The organism is Tardiphaga sp. 839_C3_N1_4 (genome assembly GCF_051811045.1).
Classification (GTDB): domain Bacteria; phylum Pseudomonadota; class Alphaproteobacteria; order Rhizobiales; family Xanthobacteraceae; genus Tardiphaga.
Window position 1 is genome coordinate 3,336,089 of sequence record NZ_JBPWQD010000001.1, and the last position, 21,526, is coordinate 3,357,614.

Annotated in this window: 18 protein-coding genes and 1 tRNA gene; 10 read left to right on the forward strand and 9 right to left on the reverse strand. The window is 61.1% G+C overall.

Annotated elements, in window-relative coordinates:
• Positions 1 to 30 precede the first annotated feature (30 nt).
• On the reverse strand, positions 31 to 864 hold the full coding sequence (locus AB8A38_RS16035) for a cytochrome c oxidase subunit II (protein WP_439086623.1): 834 nt from the start codon (positions 862 to 864) through the stop codon (positions 31 to 33).
• Between the two features lie 600 nt (positions 865 to 1,464).
• Here AB8A38_RS16035 and AB8A38_RS16040 point away from each other — a divergent pair.
• The gene (locus tag AB8A38_RS16040) at positions 1,465 to 2,376 is read left to right on the forward strand and encodes a DUF2189 domain-containing protein (protein ID WP_439088534.1); all 912 of its coding nucleotides are present in this window, start codon (positions 1,465 to 1,467) and stop codon (positions 2,374 to 2,376) included.
• Between the two features lie 146 nt (positions 2,377 to 2,522).
• Here the strand turns inward: AB8A38_RS16040 and AB8A38_RS16045 are convergent, their stop codons facing one another.
• The 6 genes from AB8A38_RS16045 to AB8A38_RS16070 all read right to left on the reverse strand — a co-directional run bounded on the left by AB8A38_RS16045 (position 2,523) and on the right by AB8A38_RS16070 (position 7,155).
• Complete coding sequence (locus AB8A38_RS16045; RefSeq protein WP_439086624.1) at positions 2,523 to 3,395, reverse strand: amidohydrolase family protein; 873 nt, start codon at positions 3,393 to 3,395, stop codon at positions 2,523 to 2,525.
• An 11-nt stretch (positions 3,396 to 3,406) separates the two neighbouring features.
• Positions 3,407 to 3,799: a RidA family protein gene (locus AB8A38_RS16050; protein ID WP_068732845.1), complete on the reverse strand. Its 393-nt coding sequence runs from the start codon at positions 3,797 to 3,799 to the stop codon at positions 3,407 to 3,409.
• Positions 3,800 to 3,821: 22 nt separating this feature from the next.
• Positions 3,822 to 4,631, reverse strand: a complete 810-nt coding sequence (gene hpaH / locus AB8A38_RS16055) for a 2-oxo-hept-4-ene-1,7-dioate hydratase (RefSeq protein WP_439088535.1) — start codon at positions 4,629 to 4,631, stop codon at positions 3,822 to 3,824.
• Positions 4,628 to 5,488, reverse strand: a complete 861-nt coding sequence (locus AB8A38_RS16060) for a fumarylacetoacetate hydrolase family protein (RefSeq protein WP_439086625.1) — start codon at positions 5,486 to 5,488, stop codon at positions 4,628 to 4,630. Before AB8A38_RS16060 ends, hpaH begins: the two co-directional genes overlap by 4 nt.
• Positions 5,489 to 5,577: 89 nt before the next feature.
• Positions 5,578 to 6,186, reverse strand: coding sequence for a flavin reductase family protein (locus AB8A38_RS16065; RefSeq protein WP_439086626.1), 609 nt, complete (start codon positions 6,184 to 6,186; stop codon positions 5,578 to 5,580).
• Positions 6,187 to 6,189: 3 nt separating this feature from the next.
• Complete coding sequence (locus AB8A38_RS16070; RefSeq protein ID WP_439086627.1) at positions 6,190 to 7,155, reverse strand: Bug family tripartite tricarboxylate transporter substrate binding protein; 966 nt, start codon at positions 7,153 to 7,155, stop codon at positions 6,190 to 6,192.
• A 136-nt stretch (positions 7,156 to 7,291) separates the two neighbouring features.
• Between AB8A38_RS16070 and AB8A38_RS16075 the strand changes: the two genes are divergently transcribed.
• On the forward strand, positions 7,292 to 8,128 hold the full coding sequence (locus AB8A38_RS16075; protein WP_439088536.1) for an IclR family transcriptional regulator: 837 nt from the start codon (positions 7,292 to 7,294) through the stop codon (positions 8,126 to 8,128).
• Between the two features lie 335 nt (positions 8,129 to 8,463).
• Positions 8,464 to 13,290: an NAD-glutamate dehydrogenase gene (locus AB8A38_RS16080; protein WP_439086628.1), complete on the forward strand. Its 4,827-nt coding sequence runs from the start codon at positions 8,464 to 8,466 to the stop codon at positions 13,288 to 13,290.
• Between the two features lie 453 nt (positions 13,291 to 13,743).
• Here the strand turns inward: AB8A38_RS16080 and AB8A38_RS16085 are convergent.
• Positions 13,744 to 13,820 (reverse strand) — tRNA-Arg (locus AB8A38_RS16085).
• Positions 13,821 to 13,979: 159 nt separating this feature from the next.
• Positions 13,980 to 15,407: an ATP-binding protein gene (locus AB8A38_RS16090; RefSeq protein WP_175368586.1), complete on the reverse strand. Its 1,428-nt coding sequence runs from the start codon at positions 15,405 to 15,407 to the stop codon at positions 13,980 to 13,982.
• 447 nt (positions 15,408 to 15,854) lie between these two features.
• Here AB8A38_RS16090 and rpmH point away from each other — a divergent pair, with 447 nt between their 5' ends.
• The 7 genes from rpmH (at position 15,855) to AB8A38_RS16125 (ending at position 21,505) form a co-directional block, all read left to right on the forward strand.
• Positions 15,855 to 15,989, forward strand: a complete 135-nt coding sequence (gene rpmH / locus AB8A38_RS16095; RefSeq protein WP_011471298.1) for a 50S ribosomal protein L34 — start codon at positions 15,855 to 15,857, stop codon at positions 15,987 to 15,989.
• A gap of 24 nt (positions 15,990 to 16,013) precedes the next feature.
• The gene (gene rnpA / locus AB8A38_RS16100) at positions 16,014 to 16,376 is read left to right on the forward strand and encodes a ribonuclease P protein component (RefSeq protein ID WP_089262790.1); all 363 of its coding nucleotides are present in this window, start codon (positions 16,014 to 16,016) and stop codon (positions 16,374 to 16,376) included.
• Between the two features lie 73 nt (positions 16,377 to 16,449).
• On the forward strand, positions 16,450 to 18,309 hold the full coding sequence (yidC, locus tag AB8A38_RS16105; RefSeq protein WP_439086629.1) for a membrane protein insertase YidC: 1,860 nt from the start codon (positions 16,450 to 16,452) through the stop codon (positions 18,307 to 18,309).
• Positions 18,310 to 18,370: 61 nt separating this feature from the next.
• On the forward strand, positions 18,371 to 19,021 hold the full coding sequence (gene yihA, locus AB8A38_RS16110) for a ribosome biogenesis GTP-binding protein YihA/YsxC (protein ID WP_068732797.1): 651 nt from the start codon (positions 18,371 to 18,373) through the stop codon (positions 19,019 to 19,021).
• On the forward strand, positions 19,021 to 19,398 hold the full coding sequence (locus tag AB8A38_RS16115; RefSeq protein ID WP_439086631.1) for a DUF423 domain-containing protein: 378 nt from the start codon (positions 19,021 to 19,023) through the stop codon (positions 19,396 to 19,398). Before yihA ends, AB8A38_RS16115 begins: the two co-directional genes overlap by 1 nt.
• 92 nt (positions 19,399 to 19,490) lie before the next feature.
• Entirely contained in the window at positions 19,491 to 20,387 is an 897-nt protein-coding gene (gene argB, locus AB8A38_RS16120; protein ID WP_120288257.1) for an acetylglutamate kinase, read from the forward strand.
• A 107-nt stretch (positions 20,388 to 20,494) separates the two neighbouring features.
• Positions 20,495 to 21,505 carry a DUF1036 domain-containing protein gene (locus AB8A38_RS16125; protein ID WP_439088537.1) on the forward strand — a complete coding sequence of 337 codons (1,011 nt, stop codon included), beginning with the start codon at positions 20,495 to 20,497 and terminating at the stop codon, positions 21,503 to 21,505.
• Positions 21,506 to 21,526 lie beyond the last annotated feature (21 nt).

Here is a 21,526-nt window from a genome sequence, read left to right on the forward strand (position 1 = left end):
ACAACGTGCAACGCCGCCGCGCCGGTCCTGCTATTTGCCGCGGGTCTTGTAAGTCGCCTTCGTGATGGGTCGGCGGCCAGATAACGCTGCGAATGTCTGCTGCTTCTCCAGCCATGCATGATATTCAATCTCTTCCTGGACGATAACGTTACTCCGCATTTGCGCATGCGCGATGCCGCACAATTCCGCGCAAAGAACCTCGAATGTTCCTGTGCGCGTAGGAGTAAACCAGAAGTATGTGACCGAGCCCGGCACCATATCCATCTTCGCCCGGAACTCAGGCACGTAGAAATCGTGCAGAACGTCAATTGAACGGAGCAATACCTTGACCGGCTTCCCGATCGGGAGATGCAAATCGTCGTTCTCGACCACGACGTCGTCCTGACCGTTAGGATCGTTTGGATTCAAGCCTAGTGGATTCTCGGCACTGACGTTGCGGGCATCGACCGTCCCGAGCCGGCCGTCTTTTCCGGGCAGCCGGTAGCTCCAGCGCCACTGCTGGCCCATGACCTCGATCTCTGTTGCATCAGACGGCACCGTCACAAACTGATGCCAGACAACCAATCCGGGCGCCAACATCGCTCCGACACCGATCGCAGTCCCTATGGTGAGCCACCATTCCAGCCTTTTGTTTTCGGGCTCATAGGCCGCTTGTCTTCCTTCCTTGTGATGAAAACGAAAGATGCAATAGGCGATGAATGCGACGATCGCGAAGAAGACCGCCCCGGTGATCCAGAACGTCATGGTGATCGTGTCGTCGATATAACTCCAGTTCGATGCGATCGGCGTCCACCACCATGGGCTTAGGAGGTGAAACAGCACCGAAGCGACTGCGACCAACAGCAGTATGAATGCTACAGCCATCCCTTGTTCATCCTTGCCTCTAGAGGCTGCGGACAAGACTTAGAAAAGGGCGCAGTTCACGTCTGCATCGATGGCTGATTTCGAGCTCGCCATCACAATGCTGGCCGCCTTGCCCTCTAACCGGTCGCAACATCGAATTCGAAAAGTTGCGATCGCTGGTGTCGTCGAACTACGGGCACTTGCCACTACAGGATGTTCCCCGGCAGGCTTGATTGTCAATAGACCGGCTTATTCCTCACAACGACGATAGCACCACGATCGAACCGTTGAGCAATGGCACGCGCAACGGATTCCCATATCGCATTGCAATACACGGCGCCGTGCGTCCGCATGACAGACAAAGTGATGCGTCAATTGCCATCAGCCACGCGGTGAAACGTAAACCTTACAAAGGAAGAATTCACCGAACAGTGCGTGCTATTCTTTCCGGATTGCGCTAAACTTGCTGCACAGGTTGCGACAGGTTTTGCTCGGCAAAGCTCTCTTCGTTGAACTTGGCCGTCTTCCAGAACCAGTCGCGATTTCTGCGCACGAAGGCGAAGACTCGTCATTTGAAAATGACTCGATCTCGCCGGTGCGAACGCATGGGAGATCGTGACCATGGCTACTCCGTATTCTGACAAGATCTCGCAGACAGTAACAGGCGCTTCCGATAGCGTCGCCGCCCCCGTCATTCGCAAGATCGGCTTGTCCGATCTGCATGATGCGTTGCGGCTGGGCTGGGAGGACTTCAAGGCGGTTCCGAGTCACGCCATTATTCTGTGCATCATCTATCCTGTTCTCGGGCTTGTGCTGGCCAGAATGACGCTTGGCTATTCGGTGTTACCGCTGCTTTTCCCCCTAGCCGCCGGTTTTGCGTTGATTGGTCCTTTTGCAGCCCTCGGTCTCTATGAACTCAGCCGCCGCCGCGAACGCGGCGAAGAGGCGTCGGCATGGCATGCGCTCGGCGTGCTGCGCTCGCCGTCCTTTGGAGCCATGCTTGGCCTCGGCACGCTCCTGCTCATTCTGTTCGTGGTCTGGGTGACCACTGCGAATGCGATTTACGTCTCCAAGTTCGGCAATGCCCCTGCGGCTAGCATTCCCGATTTCGCATCGCGCATCTTCACAACCACAGAGGGCCACCAACTGATCGTCCAGGGCTGCGGCGTCGGACTATTGTTCGCTATCATGGCCCTGTGCGTTAGCGTCGTGGCGTTTCCGCTCATGCTCGACCGACATGCGAGTGTGACAGATGCAGTTCAGACCTCGCTGCGGGTCGTGATGAAAAATCCTGTGACCATGGCGGCATGGGGTCTGATTGTTGCCGCACTGCTGGTGGCCGGTTCGCTGCCGCTATTCGTCGGTCTCGCCGTCGTTCTGCCCCTACTCGGTCATGCCACCTGGCATCTTTATCGCAAGGTGCTGGAACCAGACCCGAATCCTCGGCAGGATCCTCCTCGCCCGCCGAAAGGACGGCGCTATGCGGCCGACTTTCCGGTCTCTCTCTTCCCGTGGGGCCGTGATAAGCCGTAGGTCGAAACAAACGACCGGGACGTTCGTGCCGGCTTCACAATCGGTCGAGCCACCCCGCGCGGATGAAATCCAGTCCGGATGAGGGGCGATCCCGGATACCTGCCGGAAGCGGACTCCGCTCCCGGCAGGATGTCCGCCATCATCTATTAGGTGAACCCAAACAGCTTTGCCGGATTCGTGACCAGTATCTTTTCCAGCAAGGCATCGTCCGGCGCGTAGCGATAGAGCAATTCAAGCAGGTCGGCGTCGTTCGGCGGCTGGACGACCGATACGGGGTGCGGCCAGTCGCTTGCCCAGACGCAGCGATCGGGCGCGGCTTCGAGATAGGCTTGCGCGATGGGAACGACGTCATCCCAAGGCGGCCCTTTCTTGGACGTCTTTTCGCCGAGCGAGAGCATCACCCAGAAATTGCCCTTCGACAGCAGATCGAGAACCGCACGCAGATTCGGATCGTTCTTGCCGAGCGTTGGATCCGGGCGGCCCATGTGATCGATGAGGACCGGCACCTTGAGAGACGCGATCTTGTCGAGATTGGCGACGATGCCGTCCTTCTCCGGCTGGAATTTAGCGTACCAGCCGAGTTCGGAAATACGTGCGATGGCGCGCTCGTAGTCGCTGTCCGAAAGTACGGCACCGAGCTCTTTGCGGAAGCTAAACCGCGCCCCGCCGACGCCGGCGTCGTTCAGCTTGGCGAGATACGCATCGTCCCGCTCGGCGAAAACCAGTGCATTCGCGCACGCCTTGTAGTTCGGTCCCATCGCCGCCAGCCCATCCAGAACCACCGAATGATCGGCACCATATGTCGTCGTCTGCACGATGATGCCGCGCTCGATACCAAGCGCCTTGTGTACCCGAAGCGCTGCCTCCCAAGTCGCCGTCGGCATCTGATAGGCCGCGCCGGGCCGGACGGGATAGCGCTCCACCGGACCGAGCACGTGGAACTGACTGTCGATGCTCTTCGGCGGCGGCTTGCGGGATGGCGTGCGCGGGTTTGGATCAAATGGAAGATAGTCGGGCATCTGTCGCTCCTTTAATCGATCACCGCAGTGAAATCACACTGCACCAGGGCGCCGCCCTCCATCTCCATGGAGAGCGCATGACGGGCGGGACGGGAATGTTCGTCCGGAAACATCTTGAGCCACTCGACATTGACCGGCCCACGATTGCTGCGATCCTTGAGCCAGACCGTCATCTTGATGATGTCGTCGGTACTGCCGCCGCCGGCTTCCACGATCGCCTTCATATGCGCGAACATGTTGGCGCACTGGCTTTCGAGATCGGGCGGCATCTCGCTTGTTTTGGGATCGCGGCCGAGGATGACGCCGGACATCAGCAGATTGTTGATGCGGCAGGCGTTGGGGATGGGATTTGCGTGCTTGAATTCGCCGATATGAACGCTGCGGCGGCGCCTGGAAGATGTCATGGCTGCAGTCTCCGGATAACGGTCAAATGAATTGGCACGACACCGAGCCATACGGCCCGTAATCGGCATGTATCGTATCGCCGCGGCTGACCTCGATCGGGCGCGTGAAGGATCCGGCGAGCACCACCTCGCCTGCAGCGAGATATTCGTCATGCGGCGCGAGGCGATTGGCGAGCCACGCGATGCCGTTTGCCGGATGGTTCAGCACGCCGGCGGCGACGCCGGTCTCCTCGATCTGGCCATTCCGGAACATCAGCGCGCTGACCCAGCGCAAATCGACATCCAGCGGACGGAATGGACGACCGCCAACCACAAGCGCGGCGTTCGCTGCGTTGTCGGAGATCGTGTCCACCACCGTACGGGGCTTCTTGGTTTGCGGATGCACGCGGTGCATGCGCGTTTCCAGGATTTCAAGCGCCGGTGTGACGTAGTCTGTCGCGTTCAGTACATCGAAGATCGTACAATCCGGCCCGCGCAGATCGGTCTTGAGCACGAAGGCCAGTTCGACCTCAACGCGCGGCGCGAAGAACCGTTCATAAGGAATGGTGCCGGCATCCTGATAGAACATGTCGGCGAACAGCACGCCGTAATCCGGCTCGGAGATGCTGACCGCATTCTGCATCGCCTTCGAGGTCAGGCCGATCTTGTGGCCTTTGATCACCCGCCCGCGTTCGAGCTGCAGCGCCGTCCAGGTCCGCTGGATCGCATAGGCATCCTCGATGGTGAGATCGGGATAGTCGGCGGTGAACATGGTGATGAGCGTCTTGGTCCGCTCCGCCTCGTCGAGGCGACGCGCCAGCGTATCGATGACCGTCTGATCAAGCACCGTTATTTCTCCTCTGCGACCACGTTGCGAAGAACGCCGATCTGCCTGGACTCGACCTCGACGACATCGCCTGGCTTGAGCCAACGCGGCGGCGTGAAGCGAGCGCCGGCACCGGTCGGCGTTCCGGTCGCGATCATGTCGCCGGGCTTCAAGGTGGCGAAGGTCGAGAGATAGGAAATCAGATAGTCGAAGGTGAACATCAGCCGCTCTGTCGAGTCGTTCTGACGCTCCTCCCCGTTCACCCGCGTGACGATATCGTGCGTCCCCTGCGGATCGCATTCGTCGGCCGTGACGATCCACGGCCCGACGCTGCCGGAGCGATCGAAATTCTTGCCCTGGGTGACGTTGAACTTTCCGTGATGCAGCCAGTCCCGCACCGAGCCTTCGTTGCAGAGAGTCATGCCGAAGATGTGCGACCACGCATTCTCGCGCGCGATATGACGACCTTCCTTGCCGATGACAATTACGAGCTCGCCTTCGTAGTCGAGCTGCTCGGAGATCTTCGGCTTTTCGATCGGCTGATCGGAGCCGACCACCGACGATGGGTTGCGGACGAACAGGCTCGGATATTTCGGCAGATCCGAGCTGTCTTTGTATTCAGCATTGCGGTCCTTATAGTTGACCCCGATGCACCACAGCTTCTCCGGCGCCGGGATCGGCGGCAGCGAGACCAGATCCGACAATCGATGATCGGGCTTGCGGCCCGCGCTCACCTGCTTCGCCTTCGCCAGCCCGTTGCCGGCGATCAGGCTGCGCAGATCGGGAAACTCCGATCCGAGCAATGCGCCGAGATCGATGACGCCGTCATCGACCACCACGCCGTAGTGGCTGCTTCCGCCGGTCAAATAGCTGCATAGTTTCATGAGGGCTCCTGAACAATTCACTAGATCGATTGACGCCGGATCGCGGTGCTGAACCGGCTGATCGAGTTGCGCCCGCGGCGTTGTTCCAATTACTTCGATGTCTGAAATACGGACTTCAACGTGAAGATCTCACCTAGCCGCGCGTAACGCGGACCGGCAATACGGGCGATCGGATCAAGACTCTCGGTTTCAATCTTATCGTTGGCGAAAAGACTGTCCTTGATATGAAATGCGACTACTTCGCCGACGATCAACCGGCTGCGGGTATCGCCGAATTCGAGGCATTGCCGAAATCGGCATTCCATCGCAATAGGCGCCGCCGTCAGCCGCGGCACCGCGATATGATCGCTGGGCGTCGTCTCGAGACCGAGCACTTCGACCTCGCTCACCTCCGGCGGATGTTCGGCGGAGCTTTCGTGAACCGCCGACATCAACGGCGAATCCGCGATGTGAATGACGTATTCTTCGCGATCCAGGATGTTGCGTGCCGTGTCCTTGTAGACGCCGGATTTGCGACCGACGCTGATTGCCAGCATCGGCGGCTTGGGTGAGACGAAGGTGAAAGCACTGAAAGGCGCAAGGTTGACAGTACCTGCCTGCGACAGGCTGGTCACCCATGCGATCGGTCGCGGGACGACGATGCCGGTGAGCAGACGATAGGCCTTCTCGGCGCCAAGTTCAGCGGGATCGATCTTCATTCGTCAATCCGCCTTAACGTTGGCCTTGCGCACGACCGGAATCCACTTGGCGTCCTCACGATCGAGATAGGCTCTGAACTCACCCGGCGTCATCGGGAGCGCTTCGGCGCCAAGTTTTTCGAACTTGTCAACCACGCCTGGCTCCTTGAGAATCTCAGCCAGCGCTTTATTCAATTTATCGACGACCGGAGCGGGGGTGTTCGCCGGAGCAAACAGCCCTGTGAAAGTCTGGCCGTCAAAATCCGGATAGCCGAGCTCGGCAAAAGTGGGCACGTCCGGAAGCGTCTTCAGTCGATGTGGGCTCGTAACCGCCAAGGCGCGCAACATTCCACTCTTGATATATTGAAGGCTGACCGACAGTTGATCGAATGCGAACTGAACCTGCCCGCCGAGCAGGTCATTGGTCGCGGGCGCGTTGCCGCGATAATGCGCCGTCACCCAACGAATCTCGAGCTTGGACTGCATAAGTTCGCTGAGCAGGTGATTGGTGGTGCCCGGCCCCGGAGAGGCCATCGTCAGCTTGCCCGGATCGCGCTTCGCGAGTTCGAGCAAATCGGCGAACGAAGTAGCCTTCACGGAAGGATGAACCTCGAGCACCAGCGGCGTCATCGAGATGCTCGAGATCGGCAGGAAGTCGCGCTTCCAGTTGTAGGCGTCGCGCTTGTTGATTTCGGGGGCGAAGAGAACCGGACCATTGGCGCCGACCATCAGCGTGTAGCCATCATTCGGCGCTTTCGCCAGCGCCTCCCCGGCGATCATGCCGCCAGCGCCCGACTTGTTTTCGATCACGAAGGGCTGGCCCAATTTCTCTTGCAGCCGATCCGCGACGATGCGCGCCGCGCTATCGACATTGCCGCCGGCCGGATAGGGCACGATCAGTTTGACAATACGCGCGGGCCATTCCTGGGCCGTCGCCGCGCCATTAACCAGCGTCGCGGCAATGGCTGCAGCGATCCATAGCGACTTCATCATTTCCTCCCGCCAGATGCGGCTTTCACGCCGCAGACCGTATGTTCGACGCCGATTAGGACCAGCGCTCTTGCGGCGAACAATTGGTTTCAAGCGCTTTACTTGTCGATGCCAATGTGCGGTTATTGTCCACATTATGGACAGTGGATTGCCGACAACGCTCGATCCGGAGCCGCGACAAGGCGCACAGGCGATCCGGCGCGCGCTCTTCCTCCTTCGCGTGCTTGCAGCGGGCGGTGAGAGCGGATTGCCGTTGAAAGAAGTCGTCCAAGCGACGCGTCTATCGCGCCCGACCGTACACCGGATCGTCCATGTCCTGATGGAGGAGGGGCTCGTCGAGCGCCACGAGCGCTCGGGTCGCTATGCAATCGGGACGCAGGTCCCTGAATTGGCACTCGCTCGCCCATCGCGCTCGCCATTGCTCGCAGCGGCGGACGACATTTTGCGCAAAACGTCGCAACGGGTCGGTGATACATTGTTTCTAACGGTGCGCACCGGCAACGACACTTTATGCGTGGATAGGAGAATTGGCTCATATCCGATTCAGGTACTCTCGATCGCCGTGGGTGCGCGGCGGCCGCTCGGCGTCAGCAGCGCAGGCGTCGCCATCCTGGCCGCGTTACCGGCTCAAGAGTCACGCAGGATCGCTGCGACGAATGAACCTCGATTCGCGGGATATCGGACCGACCGGCAGACCGTGTTGTCAGAAATCGCCGACGCCCGGCGCAGGGGCTATGGCGTGCGCGAAGTCGGATTGGTCCAGGGCACGAAATCGATTTCGACCTGGATCAAGACAGCCGATGGGGATCCGGCGGCGGCCCTCACCATATCGGCCGTCCGAACACGGCTCGGCCCGCGACGCGAGCAGGAAGTTGCCGAAACGCTTTTGAAGGCAGCTTACGAGGTTGAGCAGAAAATCCAGCAAGCGAGCACGCGTCGCTCAATTCAAGGCAAAGGTCCCCTTGCGATATAGCCAGCGATGAGCAGCCGATCGACGATTGGCTGTTTTAATCTGAACGGAAAAATGGCGCGCCATTCGGAACACAACCATGAACTCATATATATTGTTGAAATTGCTTGTGATTTCATAAGACGCCCATGGCGTGAGGCTCGTCGGCATCGATTCCGGCCTCAAGACACACCTCACAACTCCGCGCGCCACGGCGGCCCCGGGGTGCTAATATAGTCGAGACCGCACGACCGAAGATTTCACCTGTGCGATTGAAACGCGGTCGGGAAACGATGGCGCACGAAGAGATGCACTCCAAAAACAACGGCCGACCGTAATTGCGGTGAGTTGGCTGGGACGTGGAGGACGCTATGGCGTGGCGTGACGACAAGGCCCGGGCAACTCTGATCCGCGACGCGGCGGGAAGCGTGCAGCCGGGCAAGGCCCCCCGAACCTTTGCCGAGCTCATGTTCGGCTACACCAATGTCGAGGACCTCGCCAGTTACGATGCCTCCTCGCTTGCCTTCCTGGCGGAGCAAGCCTGGGAGCATGTACAGCGACGCACGGCGGGTCGTGCTGATATCCGTGTCGTCAATCCGATGATGCCGGACGGACGCGAGATGTCCGTGCTCGAAATTCTTAACGACGATATGCCTTTCCTGTTCGATTCCATCATGGCGGAGCTCGCCGAGCAGAGCATCGAAGTCACCCTCGTCGCTCACCCCATCATCGCGGTGGAGCGCGATGATCAAGGCAAGCTCCTGCACTTCCACGGTGAAGCTCTGCCGGAAGGGGCAAAGGGCGCGCGAGAGAGCCTGATTCACCTCCACATCACCCGCCTCGACGCCGACGCTGACCGCGAGAGGCTGATTGACGGCCTCACCAGGACGTTAAGCGACGTGCGCGCCAGCGTCGCGGACTGGCGCGTCATGCGCGACCGGGTCGAGAACTCGATCAAGACTTTCTCTTCCAATCCACCGCCGCTGCCGATCGACGAGGTCGCCGAGGCCAACCAGTTCCTGCAATGGCTGTGCGCGGACAATTTCACCTTTCTCGGCGTGCGCGAGTATCGCTTCTCGCCCGACAGCGATGCGTCGGACGACATCACGACCGCTGAGGGCCTCGGCATCCTCCGCGACCCCGATGTAAAGGTCCTGCGCCGCGGCAGCGAAATGGTGGTGATGACGTTGGAAATTCGCGAGTTCATGCGCGAGCCGACCCTACTCATCGTCATCAAGGCCAATGTGAGTAGCCGCGTTCATCGCCGCATCCGGATGGATTATATCGGCATCAAGCTCTATGCGCCCGACGGCCGGCTCGAGGGTGAATTGCGAGTCGTCGGCCTGTTCACCTCAGGCGCCTATACGCGCTCGGCACGACAGATCCCCTATGTTCGCCACAAGGTATCGCGGGTGCTCCAGCGCGCCGGCTTCGATCCGAACAGCCATTCGGGCAAGGCGCTGATGCATATCCTCGAGGAATATCCGCGAGACGAATTATTCCAGGTCGACGTCGACACCCTCTTCAATTTCGTCATGGAAATCCTGATCCTCTATGAGCGCCCCCGCGTCCGGGCGCTCGCTCGGGTCGACAAGTTCGATCGCTTCGTCTCCATCCTCGTCTTCATTCCGCGCGACAAATACGACACTGATGTGCGCATGCGCGTCGGCGCCTTCCTGTCGCAGATCTACAAAGGGATGCAGGCGGCCTCCTACGTGTCTTTCCCCGAAGGAGCATTGACGCGCGTTCACTACATCATCGGACGCTATGAAGGTAAGACTCCTGCCGTCGAGCGCGCCACGCTGGAAGCCGGGATCAGCGCCATTGCCGCGACCTGGGCCGACAAGCTGAAGGCCGCGCTAACTGCGTCTACCGATGGCATGCGGGCACGCATGCTCGCCAATCGCTATGCTCAGGCCTTTACCGGCGGCTATACCGAGGTTTCCACGGCGGAACAGGCGATAGCCGATATCGCCACCATCGAAAGGCTCACGCCAACCCGCCCGGTGACGATTTCGGTTCATCGCTTCGAGGGCGAGGACGATCCCAGACGCTTCGGCCTGAAAGTGTTCTCGGATGCCGCGCCGCTGTCGCTGTCCTATCGCGTGCCGGTGATCGAAAATCACGGCCTGCGCGTGGTCGATGAACGTACCTATCAGATCGTGCCCGGTGCCAGGCCGGAGCCGGTGTGGCTGCACGACATGACGATCGAGACCAGCGACGGCCAGCCGATCGAGATCAACCGGGAATTCAGTCATCGGCTCGAAGCCTCGATCATGGCAGTGGTCGGTGATCGCGCCGAATCCGACGGATATAACGGGCTGATCCTGCGCACGGCCCTGGGCTGGCGCGAAGTCTCGACCATCCGGGCGCTGTCCCGCTATTTGCACCAGATCCGCGCGCCGTTTAGCCAGGATTATATGTGGGAGACTCTGCGCAAGAACGTAGCGATCACCGCCAACCTCGTCGCGCTGTTCCAGGCCCGCCTCGATCCACGCCTCACCCTTACTGATTCCGAGCGCTCGGCCCGGGAGACCGCCCTCCTTGCCGATATCGAGGAGCAGCTCAAATCCGTCGCATCGCTCGACGAAGACCGCATCCTCCGCCGTTTCACCAATCTGGTGCAGTCCACCATCCGCACCAATTTGTGGCAGGTCGGCGAGGACGGACATCCGCGTCCGGTGATCTCCTTCAAGTTCGACGCGCGCGGAATCGAGGACCTGCCGGCTCCACGACCGCTCTACGAGATTTTCGTCTATTCCCCCCGCGTCGAAGGCATTCACCTGCGCTTCGGCAAGGTTGCGCGCGGCGGACTGCGGTGGTCCGATCGGCCACAGGATTTCCGCACCGAGATTCTCGGCCTGGTCAAAGCCCAGCAGGTCAAGAACGCCGTGATCGTGCCGGTCGGCGCCAAAGGCGGCTTCGTGCCCAAGCGCCTGCCCCCGCTCTCCAGCCGCGATGCGTGGCTCGCGGAAGGCACCGAAGCCTATCGCATCTTCGTTCGCTCGCTGCTCGAACTCACCGACAACCTCGACGGCGACGACCTCCTCCCACCCGACTCGACCGTGCGGCATGATGGCGACGATCCTTATCTGGTCGTCGCCGCCGACAAGGGCACCGCCACCTTCTCCGACATCGCCAACGCGATTTCGGCCGAGAAGAACCATTGGCTCGGCGATGCCTTCGCCTCCGGCGGCAGCCAGGGCTACGACCACAAGAAGATGGGGATTACGGCGCGAGGCGCCTGGGAGGCTGTCAAACGCCACTTCCGCGAGCTCGGCACCGACATTCAGACCATGCCTTTCACCGTGGTCGGCGTCGGCGACATGTCCGGCGACGTCTTCGGCAATGGCATGCTGCTCTCGCCGGCGACGAAACTCGTTGCGGCGTTCGATCACCGCGACATCTTCATCGATCCCTCTCCCGATCCGGCGATCAGCTACGCCGAACGCAAGCGCATGTTCGACATGCCGCGATCGAGCTGGCAGGACTACAACAAATCGCTGATCTCGCAAGGCGGCGGCGTGTTCTCGCGCTCCCTCAAGGCGATTCCGCTCGCACCGGAAGTTCGCACCTTGTTCGATCTCGACAAACCGCAGGCGACGCCGTTCGAGGTGATGACGGCGATCCTGAAGACGCGCGCAGACCTACTGTGGTTTGGCGGCATCGGCACCTATATCCGGGCATCGGTGGAGAGCGACGATCAGGCCGGCGATCGCGCCAATGATCCGATCCGCATCACCGGGACCGACGTTCGCGCCAAGGTGATCGGCGAAGGCGCCAATCTCGGCGTCACCCAGCGCGGCCGCATCGAAGCGGCGCAGACGGGCGTGAAGCTCAACACCGATGCGATCGACAATTCGGCCGGCGTGAATACGTCCGACGTCGAGGTCAATATCAAGATCGCATTGGCGCGCCCCGAGCGCGAGGGACGCCTCAGCCCGGCTGACCGTAACACGCTGCTTGCCGCGATGACCGACGACGTCGGTGCGCTCGTTCTACGCAACAACTATCTGCAGACGCTCGCGCTCTCGCTCGCTGAACGCAAGGGCGTGGCAGAGACCGGCTTCCTCACCCGCCTGATGCAGTCGCTCGAGCAGCGCAGCCTGCTCAGCCGTGCAGTCGAATTTCTGCCCGACGACGCCGCGATCGCCGAGCGCACGAGGCGCGGGCAGTCCCTGACACGGCCTGAACTTGCCGTGTTGCTCGCCTACGCCAAACTGACGCTCTACGACGACCTGCTCGGCACCAGCGTGCCGGACGATCCTTATCTCGCTCGCGAGCTCTCGAGGTATTTTCCTGGCCAGGTTCAGGACAGATTCCCGACAGCGGTAGAGTTCCATCGCCTCCGACGCGAAATCATCGCGACCAGCCTCGTCAATACGGTCATCAACCGCGGCGGCCCGGCGTGTATCGTGCGCCTGATCGACGAAACCGATGCCGATATCACCACCATCGTCATGGCCTATGTGGCGGTCGATGAATCCTACGGGCTCAAGGGGCTAAATGATGCGATCGATACGCTCGACGCCTGCATCGAAGGGCAGTTGCAGTTGTCCCTCTATGAGGCGGTCCAGGACCTTCTGCTTTCCCGGATGGTCTGGTACGTGCGCAATACTAATTTCAAGGACGGCCTCAAGGCGGTGATCGCACGTTTCGGCCCGGGTATCCGGGAGATCAGGGCCTCTCTCGACAACGCCCTGCCACCGGACTTGCAGGCCGCGCGCGGCAAACGCCGGCAGGAGCTGACCGATGCCGGCGTCCCGTCCGGCCTCGCCGGCGAACTGGCCGATCTCAACACCCTGGTCTCGGCGCCTGACATCGTGACGGTCGCCGAGCGCACCAGCCGCAGCATCGGCGATGCCGCCGCGACGTTCTTTGCCGCCGAGGCCAATTTCCGTCTCGACCGCATTATCGCCGCCGCGCGTAGCGTGCCGGCCACTGATCGTTTCGAACGCCTCGCCATCGACCGCGCCGTCGACCTGATCGCATCGGCCGAAAGAGGCCTTGCCGCTGATATGCTGGCAACCGGTCAATCCGGCCAGCAGGCTACGGAGATCTGGCTTGCAGCTCATCCCGAGGCGACGCGCATCCGCCGCGCAGTCGAGGAGATTGCGGCAGGCGGTCTGACGCTCGCCAAGCTGATGGTGGCGGCAAACCTGCTGGGGGACTTGGTCAAAGGCTGAGGCGTGCGGGGCAGCGATGTGAAACTCTAAAGAGCAATGCTAGCGCAGGTTGTTAGCCAGCGAACGGAGGACCCCAATGATCCACGCTACTTGCCATACCGCTGATAATGTCCGCTGCATCGAGTTCGATGCCACACCCTGGTTCAGCGAGGCTAACGCTCCGAGCATTATCGATTTGGCCCAACGCGGATGGGCCAGCACAGCGATTGCAGATTCCCTCGAGCGCCGACGAGGATACGAACGCTTGCACGACCTCGTTGAGTATGCAGCGAAGCGACTGCAACCGGAATCCCTGGAGGACCCCACTTGGGAAACCTTCGAGTGCGTCGTCGATGGACCCGAGGCCGTAGCCTGGCTCGAGAAAAACCGGCCCAACGTTCTGGCAAGGATCCCGTAAGCTACGAGAAGCGCAGCAATGGCGACGATGATTGGCGCATCACAATGAAGCGGAAATGGCGCGCCCGAAAGGATTCGAACCTCTGACCCCGTGATTCGTAGTCACGTGCTCTATCCAGCTGAGCTACGGGCGCGTGCCGCGATGTGTGGGGCCAAAAGTTAGAGCCGCCAACACCGGATGCGTTTCGGAAACGATGTTTGCGAAAGCGGGCCATAGCTACCGGGTCGAGCCCGGCTTGGCAAGCGCCCTGAGCCGCTTATTTCACTCCCGTGACATACCCGGAAAAGACGGCTCAGGCCCGCGCGCGTTCGTTACGGATGCTGTGCAGTTCCACCGGCCTGTCCGGAAGGCTGATCCGGAAGGTGGCGCCCAAAGTGCCTTCCACAAGGTGAATATCGCCGTCATGGGCGCGGACCAGTTCGGCCGCAATCGCGAGGCCCAGCCCGCTACCGCCGGGGCGGGACGAGCCCTGAAATGCTTCGAACAGGTGGTCGCGCGCCCGCTGCGGGACGCCGGGGCCGGTGTCGGACACTTCGAGAATGGTGACAGCGCCTTCGCGGCGGCCGGTGATGCGGATCTGCTGCGGGGCGACGTCGCTCTGCGGCTGCCCCTCCAGCGCCTGGGCCGCATTGCGGACCAGATTGAGCAAAATGCGAAACAACTGGTCGGGATCGGCATCAATCATCAGCCCGCGCTCGATGGCGTTGACCCAGCCGATCGACACGTCGGTCGCAAGCCCGGCCGATTCGCGGACTTCGTTGACCACCGGCTCAACGAGAATCATCTTGCGATCGGGGGCAGCTTCCTGCGCGCGGCCATAAGAGAGTGTCGACTGGCAGAAGGCGATGGCGCGCTCCAGCGAGCGCATCAGCTTCGGCGCGAAGCGCTGCACGCGCGGATCGGGCACGCTGGCGAGCTGATCTGACAGCAATTGTGACGACGCAAGCAGGTTGCGCAGGTCATGATTGATCTTCGAGACCGCGAGGCCGAGCGCAGCGAGACGACTCTTCTGATGCAGCATTGAAACGAGATCGCGCTGCATGTCGGACAATTCGCGCTCCGCCACGCCGATTTCGTCGGCGCGCTGGCTCGGCACGATAATCCGCGCCGAGCTCTCGGGGTTTTCATGGAAAGCGACGAGATTGGCCGTCAAATTCCGCATCGGCCGCACGAACAGATAATGCAGCGCCAGATAGACCAGCCCCGCCGAGAGAATCGCCAATCCCAGCGACACCCACAACAGATTGCTGGAGAAACGATACATCGCCTGCCGCAGCGGCAATTCATCGACCACTACTTCAATGAATTGCGCTCCGCCGGGCGCCGGCCCGATGATGCGCATCGTCTGATCGCCAGTTTCCAGCATGACCTCGAACGCATCGACGATCGCCGACCACACCGTCATCGACCGCATGTCGATGTCATGATCGATCTGCGCCGGCAAATCAGCGCTAGCGAGCAGACGGCGCTGCTGGCCCATCTTGATGGCCACCGCACGGGCGCCGATGCTGCTCAGGATCTGCCGCGACAGCGATTCCGGGACCATCCCAAGCGGCGCAGCGTCCAGCACCAGTGCTGCCGTATTGGCCGCGGCCAGCCTGTCGTTCAGCCTGTTGATTCGGAAATTAGCGATCGAGGGCACATAAATGAGAATTTCGGCAATCAGCACCAGCGGAATGGTGAGCAGCAACAGCTTGCCCGACAGCCCCAGCCGTCGCATGGGGCCGAGCCTGAACGCGGGCTCGATGGGCTTTTCGCCGGCCGAAGACACAATATTGGCCTCTGATCTCACGGTCTGACGCTGAACTATTGAGCGATACGGGTCCAACGACGATTTGTTACGATGATGTTTGCGACCAGTTCTTAAATTTGTCCGCTGAGCGAACACGCTTAAGCCATAGAGCAATTTCACAACCGCCAACAACCTGAAAACACCGGGAAATTGGGATTAATCCCGTGGTTCCAGGAATTTGGCGGATCAGAGCACCGCTACAGGGCAACGTTGACGAAAACAGGACGCTCCCGTATAAGCCCGCCAACTGTCCGCGATGACCCGGTTTTAGATCGGGTGCGGCTCGTCTTTGGGCCCGAAATGGCTCGTTGAGCCAACATCTTAGGACTTACCTCAAATTACTCGGCGAATTGCCCGGTCAGCGGAGAACGACCCGTGAAGCGGACTTATCAACCCAGCAAATTGGTGCGCAAGCGCCGTCACGGCTTCCGCGCTCGCTTGGCGACCGTTGGCGGCCGCAAGGTTCTGGCTGCGCGCCGCGCACGTGGCCGCAAGCGCCTCAGCGCCTGATCGGATCTCTTCCGAGAGTTCATCATGGACCGGTTACGGCAGCGGGCGGACTTTCTCGCCGCTGCCAATGGGCCGCGGGTGAACAGCCCTGCCTTTGTGATGCAAACCCGGCGACGTGACGACGACGGCCCGATCAGGGTCGGCTTTACCGTGACCAAAAAAAACGGAACCGCCACCGAGCGGAACCGTATCCGGCGCAGGCTTCGCGAACTGGTGAAGCGCGTCGATGTCTTATCCATGCGACCCCACAGCGATTATGTGCTAGTCGGCCGTCGTGTCGCGCTCCAACGCGATTTCACGATGATGCTCGACGACCTCCGCTCGGCGCTGCACCGCCTCGATCGGCAATCTTCTAAGACGCAATCTTCTAAAACCAGCGTGACCTGACGCTTTCAGCCTGCGACAAGCGCGCAGCCGGAAGCGAGAGCCGCACCCGCATTTGAATGACGAGACCTGAACGATGACCGACAATCGCAACACCATCATTGCCGTCATTCTGTCCGGCCTGGTGCTGATCGGCTGGCAATATTTCTACAACATCCCGCAGATGGAGAAGCAGCGCGCACAGACCGCGACGCAGACCCAGCTCGCCAACCCGACCGCACAGCCAAACGCCACGCCCGGCAGCACGACGCCGACCGCGAATTCCACCGCCGCAGGCGGCGCACCCACGAATGTGGCGCCGGCCAACGCTCCGATCGTCAGCCGCGATAGTGCCATTGCAGCATCGCAGCGCGTCAAGATCGACACGCCGCGCATCTCCGGTAGCATCGCGCTGAAGGGCGCGCGCCTCGACGATATCTCGCTGACCAAGTTCCGCGACACTGTGGATCCGAAGTCGCCGGCGATCGTGTTGTTCTCCCCGTCGGGCACGGCCGCGCCTTATTATGCCGAATTCGGCTGGGTCGCCGCCGCCGGTGCAAACACAAAAATCCCCGACCAGAACACCCAGTGGCAGCAGGAAGGCTCCAACGCCCTGACGCCGACCACGCCTGTCGTTCTGAAGTACAACAATGGCGACGGCCTCACTTTCACCCGCACCATTTCGATCGACGACCGCTACCTGTTCTCGGTCAAGGATGACGTCAGCAATATCGGCAACGCACCGGTGACGCTGTATCCCTTCGCGCTGATCTCGCGCCACGGCACGCCGCATGTCGAAGGCTATTACATCCTGCATGAAGGCCTCGTCGGCTATCTCGGCGACCAGGGTCTGCAGGAATACGGTTACAAGAAGATCGACGAAGCCAAGGCGGTGAATTTCAAGGTCACCAATGCCTGGCTCGGCATCACCGACAAATACTGGGCTTCGGCGCTGTTGCCCGATACCAATGCGCAGCTGCAGGCCCGTTTCTCGTCGAACCTGACCGGCACCCAGCGGACCTACCAGACCGATTATCTGCAGGACGCGCAGACCATCGCCATCGGCGGCACCGGCACGGCCAATGCCCGCCTGTTCGCCGGCGCCAAGGAAGCCGCCACTGTCGGCATCAACTTCCCGCTGGCTGTCGGCCTCGGCGGCTACAATCAGGCGCTCGGCCTCAATCACTTCGACCTTCTGATCGACTGGGGCTGGTTCTACTTCATCACCAAGCCGATGTTCCTGGCGCTCGACTGGTTCTTCCACCTGTTCGGCAACTTCGGCATCGCCATTCTGCTCGTCACCGTGCTGGTGAAGATCATCTTCTTCCCGCTGGCCTCGAAGTCCTACGCCTCGATGGCGAAGATGAAGGCCGTGCAGCCGCAGCTGGCGGCGCTCAAGGAGCGCTTCCCTGACGACAAGATGAAGCAACAGCAGGAGATGATGGAGATCTACAAGAAGGAGAAGATCAACCCGATCGCCGGTTGTCTTCCCGTCATGTTGCAGATCCCGGTGTTCTTCTCGCTCTACAAGGTCCTGTTCGTCACCATCGAAATGCGCCACGCGCCGTTCTTTGGCTGGATCAAAGATCTGTCGGCGCATGATCCGACCAATCTGTTCAACCTGTTCGGCCTGATCCCCTTCGATCCGACGACGATTCCGGTGTTCGGCCACTATCTCGCGCTCGGCATCTGGCCGATCATCATGGGCATCACGATGTGGTTCCAGATGAAGCTGAATCCGACACCGCCGGATCCGACGCAGAAGATGATCTTCGACTGGATGCCGCTGATCTTCACCTTCATGCTCGCCGGCTTCCCGGCTGGTCTCGTGATCTACTGGGCTTGGAACAACACCCTCTCGGTGCTGCAGCAGGCCTACATCATGAATCGTAACGGCGTGAAGGTCGAACTGTTCGACAACGTGAAGTCGACCTTCGCGAAGAAGAAGACCACCTGATCAAACCAAGTGGCTGACGCCCCCGGCGCAACGCCGGGGCGCGCAGCCGGAAAGACTTCGCATGACCACTGACACCGATGCGAAGCTGATCGAACAGGGCCGCCTGCTTTTTGCAGGCGAATGGACGTTCATCTGGGCGTCGCCCTCGATCGAGACGCTGCCGCCAATGGCAGGGATGGAAGTGGCCTTTGCCGGCCGCTCCAATGTTGGCAAATCCAGCCTGATCAATTCGCTGACCGGCCGCAACGCTCTGGCGCGGACCTCGCACACGCCAGGCCGCACCCAGGAGCTGATCTTCTTCGAAGGTCCAGATGGCTCCGACTTCCGACTCGTAGATATGCCTGGCTACGGCTATGCCTCGGCGCCGAAGGTCAAGATCGCGTCCTGGACCAAGCTGATCTACAATTTCCTCCAGGGCCGTGCGAGCCTCGCCCGTGTCTACGTCCTGATCGACTCCCGGCATGGCCTGAAGGATGTCGACCTCGACGTGCTCAAGTCCCTCGATCGCTCGGCGGTCAGCTACCAGATCGTGCTGACCAAGGCTGATCAGGTGAAGAAGAGCGAACTCGAAAAGACCTTCGAAGAGGTTCGCACCGAGTTGCGGACTCACCCGGCAGCCTTTCCCGACGTGCTGGTTACATCGTCGCGCACCGGTGACGGCATGGCCGAATTGCGGGCTGCAATGGTCCGTCTGTTGAACGAGCGCAACTGATGACCCGCTTTAGCTTGTTTCGCATTCTTCTCATCCTGGCTGGCGTGATGGGCGCCGACGGCGTCATTCTCGCCGCCGCTTCGGCGCACCAGCCGGACGCGACGCGGCTGGCTTCCGCCTCCTCGATGCTGCTGTTTCATGCCGCCGCCATTCTCGGCGCCGTCGCCCTGATCGAGCGCGGCGTCGCCCATCTGCAGATCGGCCTGACGGCGGCTTTCGGCTTCGTCATTGCTGCCGCGATTTTCGCCGGCGACCTGACCCTGCGCCAATATGTCGGTCACGGCTTGTTCACAATGGCCGCACCGACCGGCGGCACCCTGCTGATCCTGAGCTGGCTGGCGCTGGCGGTATCCGCAGCTTGGCCGCGCCCCACCTGACGCCGGGCCACTGGACAGAGCAGCGATGCTTTGCGCGGCGGCAATCAATCGGCTAGAACGCGCCGCAGATTGCTCACCGTGAGATCCGCTTCATGACCGACGCGCCCATCATCAGTGCTCTCGACCAGGCCCGCATCCTGTCGGAGGCGCTGCCCCACATGCAGCAGTATGACGAAGAGACGATCGTCATCAAATATGGCGGACACGCCATGGGCGCCGAGGATACGGCCCGCGCATTTGCCCGCGATATCGTCCTCTTGGAGCAGACCGCCATCAATCCGGTGGTCGTGCATGGCGGCGGCCCGCAGATCGCGCAGATGCTGACGCGCCTCGGCATCAAGTCGGAATTCGCCGCAGGATTGCGTATCACCGACGCGGCGACGATCGAGATCGTCGAGATGGTGCTGGCAGGCTCCATCAACAAGCAGATCGTCAGCTACATCAACGAAGCCGGCGGCAAGGCCGTGGGCCTATGCGGCAAGGACGGCAACATGGTCACCGCGTCGAAGGCGACGCGCACCATGGTCGACCCCGATTCGAACATCGAGAAGGTGGTCGATCTCGGCTTTGTCGGCGAGCCGGAAAAGGTCGATCTTACGCTGCTCAACCAGCTGATCGGCTATGAGCTGATCCCGGTGCTGGCACCGCTCGCAGCAAGCAAGGACGGTAAGACCTTTAACGTCAATGCCGATACCTTTGCCGGCGCCGTCGCGGGCGCGCTGAAGGCCAAGCGCCTGCTGCTGCTCACCGACGTGCCGGGCGTGCTCGACAAGTCGAAGAAGCTGATCCCGGAACTGTCGATCAAGGATGCCCGCAAGCTGATCGCTGACGGCACGATCTCCGGCGGCATGATTCCGAAGGTCGAGACCTGCATCTATTCGCTCGAACAGGGCGTCGAAGGCGTCGTGATCATCGACGGCAAGACTCCGCATGCCGTGCTGCTCGAACTCTTCACCAATCAGGGCACGGGCACGCTGATCCACAAGTGATGGACGCACCACACCACACGTCGTCATGGCCGGGCTTGTCCCGGCCATTCGCGTCTGGCTGGTGGAAAGCGAAAGGCGTGGATGCCCGGGTCAAGCCCGGGCATGACATGCGGAGGGTGTTCGGACGAACGCTCCTTTCCGGTGCCGCTCTGATCTGCTCAGCATTCGTCTCGGGCGAAGCCCGCGCCGATCTCAAACTCTGCAATCGCATGAGCTATGTCGTCGAAGCCGCCATCGGCATCGACGACAAGAGCGCCACCGCGACGCGCGGCTGGTTTCGCATCGACCCCGCGCAGTGCCGCGTCGTCGTACAGGGCACGCTGACGGCCGACCGTATCCTGCTGCATGCCCGCGCGCTCAGCATCTATGGCGCCTCACCCGTGGCGCAGAACGGCACCGACAACCTCTGCATCGCGCCGGATAACTTCGTCATCGCTGCTGCCCGGCAATGCCGTGCCGGACAGTCACAAGTGCCATTCACGATGATCAAGCCGACGCAGACCGACGACGGCAATATGATCGCCTATCTCGCGGAAGACAGCGAATATGACGACGAGCAGGCCAAGCTCGCTGCCATCCAGCGTCTGCTCGTCATCGCGGGCTATGACGCAGCGCCCATCGACGGCGTGGACGGGCCGAAGACCCAGAGCGCGCTCTCGTCCTTCCTCAAAAGCCGCAGTCTTCCGGCCGATGTGGTTTCGACGCCGAATTTCTTCGAGACCATGATCGCTGCGGTACAGGCTCCCTCTGCGACCGGCCTCACCTGGTGCAACGACACGTCCTACAAGGTGATGGCGTCAGTCGCGACCGACGATGGCAAGGGCATTGTCAGCCGCGGCTGGTATCGCATCGAGCCGGGCAAATGCCTGCGGCCCGACGTGGTCGGCCAGCCCCGCCAGATCCTTAGTTTCGCCGAGGCTGTCGACGACAATGGCCGCGCCATCAAGCTCAACGACAAGCCCCTGAGCTGGGGCGGCGTTCGCATGCTGTGCACACGCGAGAGTAAGTTCGAGATCCGCGAACACAATGACTGCAATACCCGCGGCCTCACCAGCGCCGGCTTCGCCATCGTCGACATGTCGGGCGGCGGCAAGACGCTGCGCTTTGCGACGCCGTGACGACCGGACAACAGAGACAAT